Source organism: Psychrobium sp. nBUS_13, assembly GCF_051201665.1.
Classification (GTDB): domain Bacteria; phylum Pseudomonadota; class Gammaproteobacteria; order Enterobacterales; family Psychrobiaceae; genus Psychrobium.
On the sequence record NZ_CP179210.1, the window covers coordinates 1,593,175 to 1,614,208 of the forward strand.

Annotated in this window: 12 protein-coding genes; 9 read left to right on the forward strand and 3 right to left on the reverse strand. The window is 40.6% G+C overall.

Going from position 1 to position 21,034, the window contains the following annotated elements:
• Positions 1–203 precede the first annotated feature (203 nt).
• From dnaJ to ACMAZF_RS07215, 4 genes are all read left to right on the forward strand, one after another.
• Positions 204–1,334, forward strand: coding sequence for a molecular chaperone DnaJ (dnaJ, locus tag ACMAZF_RS07200; RefSeq protein ID WP_435276719.1), 1,131 nt, complete (start codon positions 204–206; stop codon positions 1,332–1,334).
• A gap of 24 nt (positions 1,335–1,358) precedes the next feature.
• A complete protein-coding gene (locus ACMAZF_RS07205) occupies positions 1,359–2,165 on the forward strand; it encodes a M48 family metallopeptidase (protein ID WP_435276720.1) in 807 nt (268 codons plus the stop codon).
• 16 nt (positions 2,166–2,181) lie between these two features.
• The gene (locus tag ACMAZF_RS07210) at positions 2,182–2,799 is read left to right on the forward strand and encodes an FKBP-type peptidyl-prolyl cis-trans isomerase (RefSeq protein WP_435276721.1); all 618 of its coding nucleotides are present in this window, start codon (positions 2,182–2,184) and stop codon (positions 2,797–2,799) included.
• Positions 2,800–3,912: 1,113 nt separating this feature from the next.
• Positions 3,913–6,879 (forward strand): TonB-dependent receptor, encoded by a 2,967-nt coding sequence (locus ACMAZF_RS07215; RefSeq protein ID WP_435276722.1) that lies wholly within the window; start codon positions 3,913–3,915, stop codon positions 6,877–6,879.
• An 82-nt stretch (positions 6,880–6,961) separates the two neighbouring features.
• Here the strand turns inward: ACMAZF_RS07215 and ACMAZF_RS07220 are convergent, their stop codons facing one another.
• Entirely contained in the window at positions 6,962–8,029 is a 1,068-nt protein-coding gene (locus ACMAZF_RS07220; RefSeq protein WP_435276723.1) for a hypothetical protein, read from the reverse strand.
• Positions 8,030–8,107: 78 nt separating this feature from the next.
• The gene (locus ACMAZF_RS07225) at positions 8,108–10,030 is read right to left on the reverse strand and encodes a hypothetical protein (RefSeq protein ID WP_435276724.1); all 1,923 of its coding nucleotides are present in this window, start codon (positions 10,028–10,030) and stop codon (positions 8,108–8,110) included.
• A gap of 951 nt (positions 10,031–10,981) precedes the next feature.
• Here ACMAZF_RS07225 and carA point away from each other — a divergent pair.
• Both carA and carB read left to right on the forward strand, forming a co-directional pair.
• Positions 10,982–12,136, forward strand: coding sequence for a glutamine-hydrolyzing carbamoyl-phosphate synthase small subunit (gene carA, locus ACMAZF_RS07230; protein ID WP_435276725.1), 1,155 nt, complete (start codon positions 10,982–10,984; stop codon positions 12,134–12,136).
• Between the two features lie 34 nt (positions 12,137–12,170).
• Entirely contained in the window at positions 12,171–15,386 is a 3,216-nt protein-coding gene (gene carB, locus ACMAZF_RS07235) for a carbamoyl-phosphate synthase large subunit (protein WP_435276726.1), read from the forward strand.
• A 470-nt stretch (positions 15,387–15,856) separates the two neighbouring features.
• Here the strand turns inward: carB and ACMAZF_RS07240 are convergent, their stop codons facing one another.
• Entirely contained in the window at positions 15,857–17,020 is a 1,164-nt protein-coding gene (locus ACMAZF_RS07240) for a putative manganese transporter (protein WP_435276727.1), read from the reverse strand.
• A gap of 166 nt (positions 17,021–17,186) precedes the next feature.
• Here ACMAZF_RS07240 and ACMAZF_RS07245 point away from each other — a divergent pair, with 166 nt between their 5' ends.
• The 3 genes from ACMAZF_RS07245 to ffh all read left to right on the forward strand — a co-directional run bounded on the left by ACMAZF_RS07245 (position 17,187) and on the right by ffh (position 20,764).
• The gene (locus ACMAZF_RS07245) at positions 17,187–17,861 is read left to right on the forward strand and encodes a TIGR01621 family pseudouridine synthase (protein WP_435276728.1); all 675 of its coding nucleotides are present in this window, start codon (positions 17,187–17,189) and stop codon (positions 17,859–17,861) included.
• A gap of 292 nt (positions 17,862–18,153) precedes the next feature.
• Entirely contained in the window at positions 18,154–19,248 is a 1,095-nt protein-coding gene (locus tag ACMAZF_RS07250; RefSeq protein ID WP_435276729.1) for a metallophosphoesterase, read from the forward strand.
• 127 nt (positions 19,249–19,375) lie between these two features.
• Entirely contained in the window at positions 19,376–20,764 is a 1,389-nt protein-coding gene (ffh, locus tag ACMAZF_RS07255; protein ID WP_435276730.1) for a signal recognition particle protein, read from the forward strand.
• Positions 20,765–21,034 lie beyond the last annotated feature (270 nt).

Genomic DNA, 21,034 nt, shown 5'->3' on the forward strand with positions numbered 1-21,034 from the left:
GTCGATACTCTAACGTAGTTCGCTAAGCTAGGGTATACATGACGGGCGTTTGGGAAACCTCACGCCCGTCGTTGTATCAATTAGAAAATTATTTTGACTAACTATTGTGTAGTAATTAATCAAAATAGTTTTAAATTTTATAAATATATCATCGGCTAATTATTTGTTAGTTGATTTAAGCAATAAGTGGAAAGCAAACAGCCATGTCAAAACGTGATTATTATGAAGTATTAGGCGTTGCCAAGTCGGCAACTGACAAAGAATTAAAAAAAGCCTATAAGCGTCTCGCTATGAAGTGTCATCCGGACCGTAATCCTGATGACGAAAGCGCTGCTGAAAAGTTTAAAGAGTTGCAAGAAGCCTACGATATTCTCGGTGACGACAATAAACGTGCTGCGTATGACCAATATGGCCATGCTGGTGTAGATCAAAGCCGTGGTGGCGGTGGTGGGCATCAAGATTTTGGTGATATGTTTGGCGACATGTTCGGCGACATTTTCGGTGGCGGCGGAGGCGGTCGTGGCCGTCAACGTGGTCCTGCTCGTGGCGCAGATTTACGTTACAACATGGAATTAACCCTTGAAGAAGCGGTTAAAGGCGTGAGCAAAGATATTCAAATACCGTCGCTACAAAGCTGTGATGAGTGTCATGGTTCAGGCGCTAAGAAAGGCACATCTGCGACAACTTGTGGTACCTGTCATGGTCAAGGCCAAGTGCAAATGCGTCAAGGATTTTTCGCTGTACAACAAACCTGTCCAACGTGTCGTGGAAGCGGTAAAATAATTAAAGACCCTTGTCGTAAGTGTCATGGTGAAGGTCGTTACGAGAAAACCAAAACATTATCAGTTAAAATTCCTGCCGGTGTTGATACTGGCGACCGTATCCGTTTAAGCGGTGAAGGTGAAGCGGGTGAAGCCGGTGCACCAAAAGGTGATTTATATGTTCAGGTTCAAGTACGTGATCATAGAATTTTTGAGCGCGATGGCAACAACCTTTACTGTGAAGTACCAGTAACTTTTGCTGATGCTGCATTAGGTGGTGATATTGAGGTGCCGACACTTGACGGGAAAGTTAAACTCAAAGTGAGCCCTGAAACACAAACGGGTCGCATGTATCGTTTACGTGGTAAAGGCGTTAAATCTGTACGTAGTAATACGACGGGTGATTTAATGTGTAAAGTTGTTATTGAAACACCGGTTAAATTGACCGAACATCAACGTAAATTGTTGAAAGAGTTTGACGCCGCAGTCAATGGTTCATCAAAAGCGCATAAGCCAAAGGCTGAAGGTTTTTTTGATGGCGTTAAAAACTTCTTTAACGATTTAAATAGCTAATTATAAATTTAGAGGGATCTTGTGATGAAAAAGACGCTAATTGCCTTAACGGCACTCACCTTGTTAGGTGGCTGCCAGTTGACGAAAAGCCCAACGGGTCGTACACAAGCATTGATGTACTCAAATGCTGATATGAGCAATCTAGGCGCACAATCTTTTGATGAAATGAAAAAGAAGGAAAAAATCGTCACAGATCCACGAGTAAATAATTATGTTGGATGTATTGCTAACGCAATCACGGCTAGTGTTGATAACTCCTACGGCGTTAATGAGTGGGAAGTTATCGTTTTTGACTCGCCACAAATTAATGCCTTTGCCTTGCCAGGTGGCCACATCGGTGTTTATACAGGCCTGATGAATGTGGCAAAAAATGCTGATCAGTTAGCGGCTGTTATGGGACATGAAGTAGGACACGTATTAGCAAATCACTCAAATGAGCGCTTATCACGCAATAAGTTTACTAGTATGGGAATGCAAGTGGCTAACGGCGCATTTGATTTAGCAGGCATTGAAAATAAAAAAATTTATATGCAAGGTCTAGGTCTTGGCGCTCAATATGGCGTTGCAATGCCATTTGGCCGTAAACAAGAAAGCGAGTCCGACAAGATAGGTCTAGATTTGATGGCTAAAGCGGGATTTAAGCCAGAAGCTAGTGTGTCTTTATGGCAAGCAATGGCAAAAGCCTCAGGCGGCAACCAACCGATGGAGTTTTTATCAACGCATCCATCGAATGAACGCCGAATTAACGATTTAACAAAGAATATGAGCGCGGCTAACGCGTTATATACTCAAGCAGTCAGTGCGGGCAAACGTCCAAACTGCAAACTTTAAAATAGAGATAAAAAGTATGTCTGAATTTACAACAATTGAACAACGTGCAAGTTACGGTGTTGGCCGCAACATGGGTGAACAACTAGCAGCTAACCCATTTGACGGTATTGATATTTCTGCTGTTCAGCAAGGTCTTGCTGACGCATTTGCTAAAGAAGCAAGTAAAGTAAGTGTTGATGACTTAAACGAAGCGTTTAAAGAAATCAACGAACGCATGCAAGCTGCTGCTGCTGAAAAAGCAACAGTAATGGCTGCTGAAGGCGAAAAATACTTAGAAGAAAATGCTAAGCGTGAAGGCGTTACTACAGTAGCTTCTGGTCTTCAGTTTGAAGTTGTTAGTGAAGGCGAAGGCGAAAAGCCAACAGCTCAATCTACAGTACGCGTTCATTACCACGGTACATTAATCGACGGTACTGTATTTGACAGTTCATACGATCGTGGTCAACCTGCTGAGTTCCCTGTTGGCGGTGTTATCGCTGGTTGGACTGAAGCATTACAATTAATGAGCGTTGGTTCTAAATACAAGCTACACATCCCACATAACCTAGCCTACGGTGAGCAAGGTGCTGGCGGTGCAATTGCTCCATTTAGCGCATTAGTATTTGATGTTGAATTATTAGAAATCGTTAGCTAATTTAATTAGTTATGATTAGTTAAAGGAGCTTTAGTGCTCCTTTTTTTATGGGCGATTTTTGACGTATTATTTGAATTTCTTCATAGCATAAGAAGATACTGTGCAGTACAGAACAAAGCCGTTATTTCTACTTAAATCATTGTACCAAATATCAAAAATTACATGCCCTAAGTAAAAATTTGAATCATTAACCTATCGTAATAACGCTCTTCTTGGTTATTTGTAGCGTAAGTTAGTAGTATTCCATGGCATAGGTAACACAAGCTGCAAATTAAGCGATAGGCGCATTGCTCGCACTTATTACAAAGTACCGTACATACTGTTGGCTATTTGATGCAAGTATGTTGTTTACTATTCTGATTGGTGATTGTGCTTTATGATTAATACTTCCTAGTTCACAACGGGTGTTAATGTCATACCAATTGCATTAAATATTTGCCCACTTGTACTTGTTAAAATTAACTAAAATGGCGTTACTCTCAATCCTAATAGCCAGCTATTAGTCAATCGAGCGCCTTGTTTTAGCTGATTTTCTCTACGCACAACAAGATCACTTACTTAATGCAATTGGTATCAGTTAGTCGTCATAAAGTCGTTTTGCTAAATCCCATATTAATAGCTGAAATAAGATCGTCAATTACTCAAAACAAAGGTGTAAAGACACATGGATAATTTACGAAACGCCATCAATTTATCGCTCAAATAATACCAATTTATTCAGTGTGGCAACGGCATATTTTGTATCTCATAACCTGTTAATGAAAGGAAAACAATGTAACTTTATTAGTCTTTTCTTGTGTCAAACGTAGCGCTAACGATGGTTTTGTGAGGTTTGTGTGCTTAATGTTTTCATTGTGTTTAATAGGTTAAATTATTGTTTTGTGTTGTTTTTGTCCAGTCAGTGTTTTTTTTGTTGCATTTTTAGTCACTTAAAATGCATGTTAATTTGATGTTGAAAACTAAGTCTCTGTTTTTCTGTTATTTCGATATTTTATGTTGTCAGGGTGTTAAATTCGCTGCATTGCAGTCGTGATTTTGTGGTGATAGCTTGACCGCCGGGAAATAGTCATAGCTATTTCTAACTACAATAACTATATCAACAGAGAGAGAAGTATGAACTCTAATGTATTTAAGCGTTCGTTAACGGCAATGGCTGTTACTGTTTCGTTAGGCATTGCAATGCCAGCATTTGCAGATAACTCAAGTGGTTCGATTTACGGCCGCGCGATGGAAGGCAAAACAGTTACTATTAAAAACCCAGCAACAGGTTTTTCTCGTTCAGTAACAGTAAGTGACAGTGGACGTTTTAACTTTCCTAAACTACCTACTGGTAAATACACCGTAACAAACGGTAGCCGTACTAACAATGTAACAGTAACTATCGGTACAGGTAGTTCAGTTGATTTTACTAACGTAGAAGCCATTGAAATTGTTGGTCGTCAACTCGCAACAATTGATACTTCATCAGCTGAATCAACGTCTGTTTTCACCGCAGAGCAAATTGAATTACTACCCGTTGCACGTGATCTAACAAGTGTTGCTCTTTTAGCGCCTGGTGCTACTTCTGGTGATTCTGGTTTCGGCAATCTTGCTTCTTTTGGTGGTTCTTCAGTTGCTGAAAACGGTTATTTCATTAACGGTTTTGACGTAACGAACATTCGTAACTTTACGTCTTTTGCTGCACTTCCATATGATGCTGTTGCACAGCAACAAGTTAAAACGGGTGGTTACGGTGCAGAATACGGTCGTTCACTAGGTGGCGTTGTCAACTTAGTAACTAAACGTGGTACGAACGAATGGTCTGGTGGCGGCTCTATCTATATGACGCCTTCTGCATTCCGCGAAGATAGTAAAGATGCTCTTTCTCAAGATCCTGAGCAAGGTTATAAAGATCGTTATATTGCATACCGATCAGCTAACAGCTATGACTACATGTCTTACAATGCTTACGTTTCGGGCCCTGTTATTCAGGACGAATTATTTTTCTTTGGTTTATTTGAAGGGACTAAAGATGAAGTAGAGACGTTTGGTAGTCAAACAAGTAAAGTTCGTAAAAATAACTCACCAATGTATTTAGTAAAACTTGATTGGCACATCAATGACAATCATTTACTAGAAGTTACTCATATCAACAATGAGAAAGACAACGAATACACGCCATACTCTTATGCTGACGACGTTCGTTACGGCAGCGCGCATGGTGAAGCTGGTGAGTCATATGAAATTACATCTGGCGGTGACGTTTCAATCGTTAACTACACTGGATTTATCACTGATGATTTAACGGCAAGCTTGTTATGGGGTGAAATGAATAACACGCTATCTGCACGTAATCCTGATATCGGTCCAGGTGCTGAATGTCCATTGGTTTACGATCGTCGTGAAACGCCAAATAGCTCACAGCGTATCGGTTGTTGGGGCATTGCTGAATCTCAATACTACCGTCCTGATCCAAACTTTGCACCAGACGAAGATGTACGTGAATCAGTTCGTTTTAGCGTTGAATACGCAATGGATGACCATACAATTAAAATCGGTTACGATCACGAGAAATTTACGTCAACTCGTCGTGGTACTGAATTCTCTGGTGGCGATTACTGGCGCTGGCACACGGGTTCAGGCAAAACTGTAAACGGTGTTGTTGTTCCTGAAGGTCAAGATTACATTCGTCACAGACAACGTAATACTGTCTCTGGTAGCTTTGAAGTAGAAAATACAGCCTTCTACATTGAAGATAACTGGCAAGTTAACGATGAGTGGATGGTTTACTTAGGGCTTCGCTCTGAAGGTTTCAAAAACAGTAACAGCCAAGGTGATGTATTTGTTGAAGCGTCTAACCAAGTTGCTCCACGTTTAGGTTTCGCATGGGATATGGGCGGTGAAGGTACTCATAAAGTTTATGGTACGTTAGGCCGTTACTACATTCCTGTTGCATCAAACACTAACATTCGTGCTTCTGGTATCGAATATTCTCTAGAAGAATACTTCTTGGTAGATAGCGCTGATGAAAACCCAACAACTTCTGCTCCAGATAAGTTAGGTGCACAATTAGGCGACACATTATTAAGTGGTTCAAAAGATGCGCCTGATTCACGCACTGTTGCGGTAACTGATCTTAACCCAATGTATCAAGATGAGTTAATCTTAGGTTACCAACAAGAACTTGAAGATTGGACTGTTGGCGCTAAAGTTATCTATCGTGAAGTTAAAGATGGTATGGATGATTACTGTTCTTTCCAACCATTCATCAACTTCGCTAAAGACAAAGGTTATGACAACTTTGATTACCATACATTAGCAGATTGTTTCCTAATGAATCCAGGCCGTGACGTATCACTGGCAATGGACTTAGAAAACAACGGTACATACGCAACGACTGTCGTACCAAAAGAATACTTTGACCTTGACGTATACAAGCGTAAATATCAAGCACTAGAGTTAACTGCAGAACGTCCAATGAACGATGATTGGTACATGAAAGCGTCTTACACGCTTGCTAAGAGTGAAGGTAACTCAGAAGGTTACGTTAACTCAACGAACGAGCAAGAAGATGCTGGTCTAACACAAGATATCGATAACGCGTTATTCCAACACGGTGCATACGGCCCATTACCAAATGATCGTCGTCATACATTAAAAGTGTTTGGTGCATACAAACTAAATGATGAAGTGTCTATTTCTGCAAACATGACAATCTCATCTGGTCGTCCTATGAGCTGTCAAGGTTTCGTTCCTTTAGAAGCCTTAAAAGATGAGTTAGGCGTAGATTACGATAACCTTTCAGGTTACGGTGCGTCATCTTACTACTGTAATGGTGAACTGACTCAACGTGGCGACGAAGGCCGCACTCCTTGGACTAAGAACTTAGATGTTGGTTTAAGCTACAAACCTGCTTCAATTGAAGGTTTAAGCCTGAAAATTGATGTTCGTAACATCTTAAACTTCCAAGAAGTTACAGAGTTTGTTGAAACGGCTGAATCTGGTTCAGGTACTGCTGCAACGCCGAACCCTAACTTCCAAGCGCCAATTAATTATCAAACGCCACGTCGCGTAAGCTTTACTGCACGTTACAAGTTTTAATTAATCGCCTGTTAGTGATCTAAAAATAAAGCGAGTATTTCCTTTGAAATACTCGCTTTTTTATAGGCAATAATTGGGTAGGTTAGTACTTAAAATACATGTTTAATATTACTGTATTTGCGTCGGTAAACTTTGCTTTGTTGATACCTAGACTCACACCAACCATTTTTCCGTCTAAGCCAAATTTCACTGCGCGAGTTTCAGGATAAATGCTAATTGAAGCGTTAGCGAAATCGCCCCATATTGGCATTTTAAATCCAGTAAACCAGTGATGAGTGCTGTTAATGTAATCGTTACCAGCGAGCACCGTACCGTAAGAGGTTTGATAATCTACCTGTAGGTAAACTTGCTCATTAAAGCGCTGTTTATAATCAAGGTCATTTTCAATGCCACTTAAACTTGCTTGATTATTCTGCTTATCTTCCCCGCGAACTAATGTCGCTTGGGTATGATAAACACGGTCCCAATCGAGGGCGTAACCAATATCTTTAATATCTAATGTGATATTAAGATCGGGTGTTGCTTGCCAATTAAGCCCAATATCTAAACTATAGCCATCGCCATACATAGTATCTGGTGTTTCTCGGTCAAAAATCGTATCTTCTTCATAGTAATAATCAAAATCTAGCTGACCTTGATAATTTTCATCTGTAGCAGTATTTATCTGTCCCGAGACTCGGCCTGATAATACTTGGTCGCTCTGCCAGTAATTTAGCCTTACACTGTAATTTAATGATTTGTAAGAATTGTTATATTGAATAAACGGGCCGCTAGCGAATGTATGCTCGACATCTAATAATAAATCAAGGTCGGTATTGTCAGGTTGTGACAGGTCATTTTTATCAAGATAGAAGAAGCGCCCGGTATCTTTGCTGAAATGGCCAAAGTAGTCATAGCGCATAGCGCCACCCACTAACCAATTACCATAGCCAACACCCATGTCTGCTCTGTTTGTTGTAAATAGTGAATCTGCGTCTTTATAGTCGCCTTCCCATGTATCATCAGCGATTGATTTTATTGAAACGACTTCACTATTACTGTAACTAGAAAAGGATGTTTCAAAGCGCCAGTCATTATTATCGGCTGACACAGTGTTGGATAACGAAAGCAAAATAATGCTTACATAAGAATATTTAATTTTGTTTTGCATACTACTAATTTCTTTCGATGAAAAATAAAAACCAGCGCTAAAAGCGCTGGTTTTGAACTAACGTTTTTTTAATTTATTCTAGAATAAAGTTTCAAAACTGCCGTCAGTGTATTTAATCTTATGAACATTGCCTACTAGCGAAATGGTACCAACTACTTTAGCGCCGATGATAACTTGACCTACGTCGTCGCCATCTTTAACACCTTCAGTTTTAACCGTTACCATAACGCTCTTATCTGCATTAGTTGCTTTAATTTGACCTGTTGCATCGTCTGTGCTGCCAGAAAGAACAACTTTACGAGCATCATCGCCATCCATTAGCATTATTTCGATAGTGCCATCGTCAACGGAAGTACGTTCAATAGTAATATCAGCACTCGCGCCATCGAAGTTTTCCATAGCTACGTCAACAGTTAATACTGCTGTGGCATCAACCCAGTTATCTTTAGTTTCGATAACGTCACCATCGGCTGCTACATCGTAATCACCTGTTGATGTAATCATTAGCGATGCGTCGAACATTTCATCGCCACTGCCAAATGAGCCGCCAAATGATAGAGAAGAAGGAATTAAAGTGCCGCCAGTACCATCTTCGAGCTCCATCCATTTACCAGTTGCGCCAACGTTACCTGTAAACATCCCAGTATCAGTTTTAAGGCTACTTGCTTTTAATATTGCGTTTAGTTCAACGGTTGCATCTTTAAAGCTTTCTTCGGTGTCGTCGTCTGCAAGTTGCAGACCTTTAACGATGAATTTACCGTCGCTTAGCTCGATAGATGCGTCAGCATTGGCTAACATTGCACTAAATATTAGGCTACCGTTAGATTTAGTTGAATCTGCTACAGGGCCAGCGTCAATGTCAATCATCATCTTAACTTTGTCTGTACCAAACATAAGATCTAGTTCAACTTTACCTTTCATCGCTGTGTCAGTTTCAACGATATCAGATACCGTGACAGTTCCGCCTTCAGCTGCGCCGTCAAAATCAGCAAGAGCAAGGTCTTCCAAATTACCTTCTTCCATTGCATTTTCAACGGAGATAAGGACTTCGTTGCCCAAATCCATTAGTGAATCTACTTGAGCATCAATTAGCATTTCAGCCGCATCAGCTTTATCGGCAAATGCGTTTGCTGGTGTATCAAAACCGTCAGCAATTGTTGTGCCCCAGTCACGAACGTCAGCAACGAACTTTTTAGCATCTTCAACTTCTGGAATTTTGGTTTCAACTTTACCACCGTCACCAACTACAACCGTGATTTTGTCTGGATCACCACCTGCCGCAATAGCATCAGTAATTGCTTTAGCAATCTCGCCTAAAGTGCCATCAGCGTCTTTCAGCTCTTTTGCTAAATTTGCAGCTTCAGCTGGAAGTAATTGAACGATGCTACGTGCAATCGCGTGAATCTTTTCTTTAAAGTCGTTGCCTGCTTTGCCATCGAAGTAATCACCTAGTAACTGTTCAGAAGTAACGTCACCCAATCCTAAATCTTGTGCGACTGCTGTTACAGCCTCAGCAAGTGAAAGCGTTCCACCAGCAGCTTTTGCTTCAGCAATTTTGGTTTGAATTAATGTCGTGATCGGATTAACAACGGTGTTACCGGCAGGTGTACTCATTGAGAAATCTTTTGCAACTAAAGCATCGGTATCTTCATCGGTCGTTGAAGCTTTTTTCGCAATAGCGATAATAGGATAAATGTCTGGATTTTCGATACCGGTCGTATCAAGTGTCACTACACCACCCGCTCCAGTTGTACCTGATGGTTCGTCAGTGTCGTGCACTGAGTTTTCATTAACATCTAAAAATACAAAAGCGCCTTTTAAATAACCATCCGCGACTTTTATGCCTAACTCTGTTGGAGTAGGTGCTGGGGTTGTCGGTGGTGTCGGCGTTGGGCTAGGCGGCGCAGTACGCGCTTTTTTACCTGAATGACATGCTGTTAATACAGCAACGGTAACTAAACTTAGTGCAACATTTTTAACAGTGTTTTTTGAGACAATCATTAGTTTTTCCTTACTTTCACCAAATTTCCTTTGGTGTGATTTTCTACATTTTGAATTAGCGTTAAATGACCAAAAAGTATCTTTTCGGCAATTGACATTTTTATATCTCTTAACTTTCTCGAGAATGTAATCAATTGTTACCTAGTAATAACATATGCCAAGTTAAAATCAATGACACTAAAGAGGTAATTTTATGACATAAATTAGGCAGTTCTATATTTCTTCGAAATAACAGTAATTTATATTAGTTCTTTAAAAAAAATTAATCCCAAATCATTAGTGGGATATGTAACATTATGTATCACCACATTAATAACAAAGAAATTGTCAGAGTCTGAATTAATCGCTTGTCTAAAATAAATCTAATATGTTTTACGTCTTGTTTTACCCTTTTTTTTGCTGGTAATATTTTAATTTTGGTTTTTAAGTTGCTGTTTTTATGGTTTTATTGTGGCTATTTTTATTATTTAGGGTGTTTTGGGTGTATGTTGTCTGTTGTTTGTGTTTTCCGTTGTTTATGTGTCTTTTCCTGAGGTAAAAATGAAAGATGCTGTGTATTTATTAACAATGTAATCAAATTTACTGGCGTTGATTTAATTTTACTCATTGAATACGCATGTTTTTATGTAAAAAACGAGATATTTCGCTTGAGGGGATAAAGTTGTCACTAGTGTCTGTTTTAATTGGTAGTTACTTTATCTAACTGTTATTTAATATTATTATTTTTTGTTTAAATGTTTTTTTATACAATTATTTCTATTGTTCATCGTTGTAGTTTAAGGGTTTTGAGTGTTTGGTGTTTAATGTTCGTCGTGTTAGGTATTTATGTGTTTTAGGGTAGACAGGTATAGAGTGCTAAGCTATACTACGCCGAATTTGGTTGGGTAGTAATGCGCCTAACGTTTTTAACTAAAAACAGACATTCATTTATGTGAATGTTTTTATTATCTTTTGGAGGTTGTTTTGAGTAAATCCGCCTTATTAGTACTTGAAGATGGTTCACTATTCCGTGGAACATCAATTGGTGCAGTAGGACATTCAGTCGGTGAAGTAGTTTTTAATACGTCAATGACTGGTTATCAAGAAATTTTAACTGACCCTTCTTACGCTCGACAAATCGTTACTCTAACTTATCCTCACATTGGCAATACCGGCACTAATTCACAAGACGAAGAATCTGATCAGATCCATGCTTGTGGCTTAATCATTCGTGACCTTCCTTTACTTACTAGTAGTTTCCGCAACGAAAAATCATTAACAGATTACTTATCTGACAATGGCATCGTTGGTATAGCGAATATAGATACACGTCGCTTGACTCGTGTGCTACGCGAAAAAGGTGCACAAGCGGGTTGTATCATGGCGGGTGATATCGATGAAGCGAAAGCACAAGAACTAGCAAATAGTTTTGCTGGGTTAAAAGGCATGGATTTAGCCAAAGAGGTCACCACCAAAGAGTCATACACATTTGCAAAGAAAACGTGGTCTTTAGTGGGTGGTTTACCATCAGACACGCCAAGTGAAGAGCTACCACATCACATTGTTGCTTATGATTTTGGTATTAAAGACAACATTATGCGTATGTTGGTTGACCGCGGTTGTCGCTTAACAGTTGTGCCTGCGCAAACGCCTGCCAGTGAAGTCCTTGCGATGAATCCAGATGGCATCTTCTTATCAAACGGACCAGGGGATCCTGAGCCGTGTACTTATGCTATCGATGCAATCAAAGCGTTCTTAGAAACTGATATTCCGCAATTTGGTATTTGTCTAGGCCATCAATTACTTGCACTAGCAAGTGGTGCACAAACAGTAAAAATGAAATTTGGTCACCACGGTGCTAACCATCCAGTTCAAGAACTTGAAACTGGTCGCGTAATGATTACTGCGCAAAACCATGGTTTCGCTGCCGACGAAGAGACATTACCTGAAAATGTAGTAGCGACTCATAAATCGTTATTCGATGGCTCACTGCAAGGCATTCATTTGACGGACAAGCCTGCGTTTAGCTTCCAAGGTCACCCAGAAGCAAGCCCTGGTCCACACGATGCTGCGCCGTTGTTCGATCATTTCATCGAACTTATCGAAGCACACAAAGCTGCTAAATAACTAACGCCTAAAAAGAAGACAGGATTTAAATATTATGCCAAAACGTACCGACATAAAAAGCATTCTAATTTTAGGCGCTGGCCCAATTGTTATTGGACAAGCCTGTGAGTTTGATTACTCTGGCGCGCAAGCGTGTAAAGCGCTACGTGAAGAAGGTTATCGAGTTATCCTAGTTAACTCTAACCCTGCAACAATTATGACTGATCCAGAGATGGCAGATGCAACATACATTGAGCCAATTCACTGGGAAGTTGTTGAAAAAATTATTGAAAAAGAACGCCCATGCGCGGTATTACCAACCATGGGTGGCCAAACAGCACTAAACTGTGCACTTGAGCTGGAAAGTAAAGGTGTTTTAGAAAAGTACAATGTTGAGATGATTGGCGCAACAGCCGATGCTATCGATAAAGCCGAAGATCGTAGCCGCTTTGATGTGGCTATGAAGAAAATCGGACTAGCGACGCCTGAAGCGGGTATTGCTCACACGATGGAAGAAGCACACGCTGTTCAACAAAAAGTTGGCTTCCCATGTATCATTCGTCCGTCGTTCACCATGGGTGGAACTGGCGGCGGTATCGCATACAACATCGAAGAGTTCGTTGAAATTTGTACTCGTGGTTTAGATCTATCACCAACTAACGAGTTATTAATCGATGAGTCGTTAATCGGTTGGAAAGAATACGAGATGGAAGTGGTACGTGATAAAAACGATAACTGTATTATCGTTTGTACCATCGAAAACTTTGACCCAATGGGGATTCACACTGGTGACTCTATCACTGTTGCACCAGCGCAAACGCTAACGGATAAAGAATATCAAATCATGCGTAATGCATCGATGGCGGTATTACGTGAAATCGGTGTTGAGACAGGTGGTTCAAACGTACAGTTTGGTCAATGTCCGAATACTGGTCGTATGGTTATCATCGAAATGAACCCACGTGTATCACGTTCATCTGCACTGGCGTCAAAAGCAACAGGATTCCCAATTGCGAAAATCGCTGCCAAGTTGGCAGTAGGTTACACGTTAGATGAGTTATCAAATGACATCACTGGCGGCGCAACACCAGCATCGTTTGAACCTTCAATCGATTACGTTGTAACGAAAATTCCACGCTTTAACTTTGAAAAATTCGCAGGCTCAGAAGATCGTCTAACAACGCAAATGAAATCTGTTGGTGAAGTAATGGCTATTGGCCGTAACCAACAAGAATCAATGCAAAAAGCACTGCGCGGCTTAGAAGTTGGTGTTAGTGGTTTTGACCCAATTGTTGACGCTGATGACAGCGAGGCAATGAGCAAAATCAAGCACGAGTTAACCAATGCTGGTAGCGACCGTATTTGGTACATCGCTGATGCATTCCGCTTTGGCATGAGCCTAGAAGAAGTATTTAACATCACCCGTGTTGATCGCTGGTTCTTAGTACAAATTCAAGACATCGTTAACGAAGAATACGCAGTCGCTGACGGCGGCATGGCAAACCTAACACCAGATTACCTGCGTGCGCTTAAGCGTAAAGGTTTTGCAGATTCACGTCTTGCTGATGTACTAGGTGTCGCTGAGTCTGAAGTACGTAAACTACGTGACCGCCATGACATTCACCCGGTATACAAGCGCGTTGATACTTGTGCCGCTGAATTCTCATCTGACACAGCGTACATGTATTCTTGTTACGATGAAGAGTGTGAGTCAAACGTCACAGATAAAGAAAAAATCATGATTATCGGTGGCGGTCCAAACCGTATCGGTCAAGGTATCGAATTTGATTACTGTTGTGTTCACGCGGCAATGGCGATGCGTGAAGAAGGTTATGAAACCATCATGGTTAACTGTAACCCTGAAACCGTTTCTACCGATTACGACACATCAGACCGTTTATATTTTGAGTCAGTTACCTTTGAAGATGTTATCGAAATTGTTCGTATTGAAAAGCCAAAAGGCGTTATCGTTCAGTATGGTGGTCAAACACCACTTAAACTAGCACGAGCGTTAGAAGCGGCTGGCGTACCAATTATTGGTACATCACCAGATGCAATTGACCGCGCTGAAGACCGTGAACGTTTCCAGCAAATGATTGAACGTCTAGGCATTAAACAGCCAACGAACCAAACGGTCGGCAGTACAGAAGAAGCGATTGTAGAATCCGCAAACATCGGCTTCCCATTGGTTGTTCGTCCTTCATACGTTCTTGGTGGCCGCGCCATGGAAATTGTATACGACGAGCAAGATTTACGTCGTTACATGACTGCTGCTGTAAGCGTATCTAACGATTCGCCAATTCTTCTTGACCGTTTCTTAGATAACGCAACCGAAGTTGATGTTGATGCGGTATGTGACGGTGTTGACGTAGTTGTTGGCGGCATCATGGAGCACATCGAAGAAGCAGGTGTTCACTCAGGAGACTCTGGTTGTTCATTGCCGCCATACACGCTGTCTCAAGATGTTCAAGACAGATTACGTGAAATGGTACGTAAACTGGCACTAGAGCTAGGTGTAATTGGTCTAATGAATACGCAATTTGCCGTTAAAGATGACGAGATCTATATGATTGAAGTTAATCCACGAGCAGCGCGTACCATTCCATTCGTATCAAAAGCGACTGGCGTACCACTAGCTAAGATTGCTGCTAAAGTAATGGCTGGAAAATCACTGAAAGAGCTAGGTTTCACCACCGAAGTTGTACCGCCTTACTACAGTGTTAAAGAAGTCGTATTACCGTTTAACAAATTCCACGGTGCTGACCCAATCTTAGGCCCAGAAATGCGCTCGACTGGTGAAGTCATGGGTGTTGGTGAGACATTCGCTGAAGCTTATGCTAAAGCGCAGCTCGGTGCACAATCAAATGTACCAAGAAAAGGCCGTGCGCTAATCTCTGTACGTGAAAGTGATAAAGGTCGCGTTGCACAGCTTGCTCAAAAACTACTAGATTTAGGTTACGAGCTAGATGCAACACACGGTACTGCAGTTGTATTAGGTGAAGCAGGTATCAACCCACGCTTGGTAAACAAAGTAAGCGAAGGTCGCCCACACATTCTTGACCGCATCACCAACGGTGAATACGAGTACATCGTAAACACCACAGAAGGCCGTCAAGCAATCACCGATTCACGTAAGCTTCGCGCAGGTGCATTACGTTACAAAGTGAGCTACACCACAACAATGAACGCCGCACTAGCGACTTGTGATTCAATCTTAGCTGATGACCGTTCAACGGTAACATCTGTTCAAGAGCTTCACGCTAAGATTTAGTTGTCTAACTAAATTCGCTTGTTAATAAAATCCAGCTTAGGTAACTAGGCTGGATTTTTTATTTCAAAGGATGAAGAAAGTAATACCAAGTTGACAAAGTTATTGCCCACTTTTGCTGGTTAAAATAAAATGAATGTTGCGTTGCTTTTAATCCCAATAGCCAGCTATTGCTCAATCAAGCGCCTTGCCTTCATTTGTTTTTCCTTCGCAAAACAAGATCACAAACTTAATCAAATTGGTATAAACGATTTACTGGTGAGTGCCTTTTCAATAAGTAATCAGCAGGGTAGATCCAATTAATACCATATATGGATTAAATATTTGCCCACTTGTACTTGTTAAAATTAACTAAAATGGCGTTGCTCTCAATCCTAATAGCCAGCTATTAGTCAATCGAGCGCCTTGTTTTAGCTGATTTTAACAAGTACAACAAGATCACTTACTTAATGCAATTGGTATAACTGATTGAACTACCCCAACCAATAAACTCCATAACCAACAATCAACGCCGGAATTGCAGAATACAATGTCGCCACAACAGCGGCTTTGGGCGCGAGTGCAATTGCTGGAAAGAGGGCATCGCCGTCGTTGGAAATAGCGTTAGCTGCTAATGCGCTAAACGGAATTATGCCGTTAATGTATAACGTAGTGACTAAGATTTGTGGGCCGCAGCCGGGTAATAAACCAATGAGCAAGCCAATTAGCGGTGCTAAAAATCCGTAGTGGATGAACCACGCACCTAAATCTATTGCAAATACGGTCATGATCACTTCATATACTACAAAGGCAACCACTACCCAAGTAGTGACAAAATGTGTGTCTTGCATGATTTTGTTAAATTTAGAATAAGGAATATTAGGTGCATCTTCTGCAGCAAATTGCTGGTAATTTTCCCCTTTTGATGACAGTGCCCAACTAAAGACGACGAACAGTGCGCCTATTGCTCCGAAATAGGCAATATATTCGCTTAGTTGAACTGCCAGCTCGTCGAAGTCATATTGGAAGGCGAGTAAAATGCCAATACACAGACTTGGTATCATCCAAACACGCCAAAAGGTTCTGTTGAGACGCTGGGCGTTGGGTGATGAATGGGGTTGGTGAACGTTATTCTCTTTTACGTTTGATGGCTGTAAATAATCGGCGGGATGTATTGCATTAACAATAATTCCTGAAACTATGCCTACAATAATCCCCATAATCAGTATAATAGCGCCTTCGAGTGGGCGAGTGGCGAGTAACAGAAAAGCGGCGTCTCCCATCGTCGCGGTTAAGACGGCAACGACGCTGCCAAAACTTGCTTGTTTTTTAGTGAACTGAGTAACAACAATGATGGCGCCGCCACACCCGGGCAGAGCACCTAAAATAGCCGCGACTGGCACCTCTAAATGGGGCGATTTTTCTCTGACATAGCTGAGATCAAGCTGGGGGAATTTATCGAGTAAGAAGTAGTAAATACCTAGGGTTGCGGCGACAAACACAGTAACTTGTAAAAACGCATCGCTTAACGACTGAATAATAATTGGTCGTAATACGTCAGACATCAATAAACTGAGTAAACATAGCGGAATAAACAATCGCTTATATTGTATGCTGCGTATAGCTGGAATTAAGGTATTAGCCGTTGATTGATTCATAATGAGTTTACAGTAACGTTCCTTGATTAACCGAAATGATAATGATTATCACTATAGGTTAGTTTGAATTGAACAACGACGCAACTTAAATTGTGTAAAATGTTTGAAATAGGACACACACCAATAATTTTTCTTATGTGTAATAGATTTAAAGGCAAACATATAAATGCATAGTGATTTTGACATCATTGAGAATAATGATGATTTTTTGGTAATTAATAAACATAACAACATAGATTTTCATTGCAGTGACAGTGGTTTAGGTATCGTGGCTAAAGTCTCTCAAGCGCTAGGCAATATAGCGCTTTTTCCTGTTCATCGTTTAGATAAGATGACCAGTGGCTTGTTACTCATGGCAAAATCATCTCAGGTCGCTGCTCAATTTGGTGAGCTTTTTGAGTCTCGAACGATTAGCAAATTTTATCTCGCTATTTCAGATAAGAAGCCTAAAAAGAAACAAGGTTTAATTAAAGGTGATATGAAAAAAGGGCGCAATGGCAGTTATTTGTTGCTAAAGAGTAACGATAATCCTGCTGTGACTCAATTCTTTAGCTTTTCTGTCGCAGCTGGTATTCGAGGTTTTGTGCTCAAGCCTCATACCGGAAAAACCCATCAACTACGTGTCGCTATGAAAAGTATTGGTGCGCCTATTCTAGGAGATCCTCGATATTATCCGCAACATCAAGGTGATGTCGGGTTTTTGCATGCATGGCAATTACAATTTGAACTCAACGGGCAAGTGTTCGAGTTCACAGCACAACCAACATGGGTAATAGATGGTATTTCAAATTGGTTGACAGAAATAAATGCCCCCAATGAACTGCCATGGCCTAAGTTGTAATGATTTACTAATTGTGGCTTGCATATTACAAGATAGTAAATATATCACGTCGAAAATGACAGTGACTATTTCTGGCGGTTCTGATGATGTAGATCTGTATATAACTAGCGGCAGGGAATAAATGACCGTTAGCTACAATTACCGTTAATGTATCAAATATCTTGTCACGTTATTATTAGTATTTGGATTAATAGACTCTCCAGTACAAGCAAAAAACACTTCAAAATGTACAGTCACAACTGGCTGGTCAGATACTGTTAATCTAGCTGAAAACACAACAGGTTATTAGTAAATGTATAAGCTTATTTGGCAGGCAGTTGTTGCTTGCTCCCTACTTTTTTGTTGTTATTGTGAAGGCCGTGTCGCAAACCAGTTCATCAGTAAATCCGATGACACATATCAATATAATGACGGTCCATATCTAATTAACGCCAAAAATAAGAACTCACCTTATCCATTGATTGAGCATAACATTATCAACGGTATGCATACTACGCATCCATATCAAGGCTCTATACCTGCAAATCAACGATATGTTATTAACAAAAGCGATACATTTAATAATGTTCGTAAAATCGCTGCCATCAGTGATATTCACGGTCAATTTGACATATTTAAGCAACTATTAAACAAAAATGGCGTTATTGACGATGACTTGAATTGGAGCTTTTCTGACGGCCACCTTGTAATTACAGGAGATATTTTTGATCGGGGTGATACGGTCACTCAAGCGCTTTGGTTGGTTTATAAATTAGAACAACAGGCGAACATCGCTGGTGGCAAAGTTCATTATTTATTGGGCAATCACGAGTACATGGTATTGCGAGGCGATGAACGATATATTCATCTAAAATATAAATATACGCTAAGTCAAATGAATATCGATTTGAAAACATTATTTGATGAAACAACCGTATTAGGGCGTTGGTTGCGTAGTAAATCCACGGTTATTAACATTAATAAACATGTATTTTTACACGGCGGTATTCATCAAGATTTCATTGACTTGAACATGCCGTTGGAACAAGCAAATCACATAATGCGATCATCAATTGGCGAATCCCGCACTGCTCTTAAAGCGCAAACTCCACAGCAAACGCTGTTCGGCCGCACTGGTCCCATTTGGTATCGTGGTTATTTTATCGATCCGATGCTTACTCAGCAAGCCGTGAGTAGCGTATTAAAAGCACTTGACGCTGATAGGATTGTCGTTGGTCATACGTCGATGGAAAAAGTCGAAACGCGTTTCGACAATAGCATCATTGCAATAGATACATCGATTAAAAACGGTGAAAAGGGCGAAGTATTAATGATAGATTTTACCCAACCCAAAACGACATTTATTCGTGGTGATATGAACGGTAAAAAGACCGTATTATTTAAATAGCGCATGAATTTTCCGCGCTTTATCACTCAATCACATGAATATTAGGCAAGTACTAGCTGTTTGTTGCGAGTGCAGGCTATAATGGCGGCAATTATTTAAAACTCAATTTTAGTTGGTTTATTTTCTTATGTTTGAGAACCTCACCGATCGTCTTTCCGCCACACTGAAAAATATCAGTGGTCGTGGCCGTTTAACAGAAGACAATATTAAAGAAACACTGCGCGAAGTGCGCATGGCATTATTAGAAGCTGACGTTGCATTGCCTGTTGTTCGCGAATTCATTAAAAAAGTGAAAGAACGTGCAGTCGGTACTGAAGTAACTAAAAGCCTTAGTCCTGGTCAAGTATTTGTTAAGATCGTTCAAGCTGAACTTGAATCAGCAATGGGTGAGGTTAATGAAGTATTAAACCTAGCGGCGCAACCTCCTGCAATCATTATGATGGCGGGTTTACAAGGTGCTGGTAAAACAACATCGGTTGCAAAATTATCTAAGTTCTTGCGTGAACGTGAGAAAAAATCAGTATTAGTTGTAAGTGCTGACGTATACCGCCCAGCGGCGATTAAACAGCTTGAAACCTTAGCTGATGAAGTTGAAGTTGAATTCTTTCCATCTGATATTTCGCAAAAGCCTATTGATATTGCTAACGCCGCAATTGCTCATGCGAAAAAGAAATTTATCGATGTTGTTATCGTTGATACCGCGGGTCGTTTACACGTAGACGGCGAGATGATGGATGAAATCATCGATTTACACACGTCTATTACCCCCGTAGAAACACTGTTTGTTGTTGACGCCATGACGGGTCAAGATGCGGCAAATACAGCGAAAGCGTTTAATGATGCCTTGCCATTAACCGGTGTTATTTTAACGAAAACTGATGGTGATGCACGAGGTGGTGCTGCGCTATCTATCCGTCATATCACGGGTAAACCAATCAAATTCTTAGGTGTTGGTGAAAAAACTGATGCGTTAGAACCTTTCCATCCCGATCGCGTAGCGTCTCGAATTCTTGGCATGGGTGATGTTTTATCGCTTATCGAAGATATTCAACAAAAAGTCGATGTTGATAAAGCCAAAAAACTTGAAAAGAAAATTAAGAAAGGCAAAGGCTTCGATCTTGAAGACTTCCGTGATCAGCTTGCTCAAATGAAAAACATGGGTGGCATGATGGGCATGATGGATAAATTACCTGGCATGAGTAATGTACCTGACGCCGTTAAAAATCAAATGAATGATAAAATGACCGACCAAATGGAAGCGATTATTTCATCAATGACACCAGGCGAACGTGCCAAACCTGAAATTATTAAAGGTTCGCGTAAGCGCCGTATTGCAGCGGGCTCAGGCACACAAATCCAAGACGTAAATAAGTTGTTGAAACAATTTACGCAAATGCAAAAAATGATGAAAAAAATGTCTGGTAAAGGCGGCATGCAAAAAATGATGCGCGGCATGAAAGGCATGATGCCCCCAGGTATGGGTGGCGGCGGTTTTGGCGGTATGCCCCCAAGATAACATGTTAAAAGACCTACTCATTAAATTAAGCCGCTGAATCAAGCGGCTTTTTTATGCCTGCGACAGAGAATATGTGATCAACATGACTTGCGCTCAAGCACTATTCGCGTATAATTTGCGGGCTTTCTAATCTGGGGTGCGTTCTATTTAGCCTTATTTTTGAGCGAAACGCTTATGCGTTGCGCTATTGAAGTGAGGTTGAGAAAACATTCAGATTAACACTTTGAAGTTAGGTCAACTTTTATAAGACTTAATTTCAAACACTTTAGA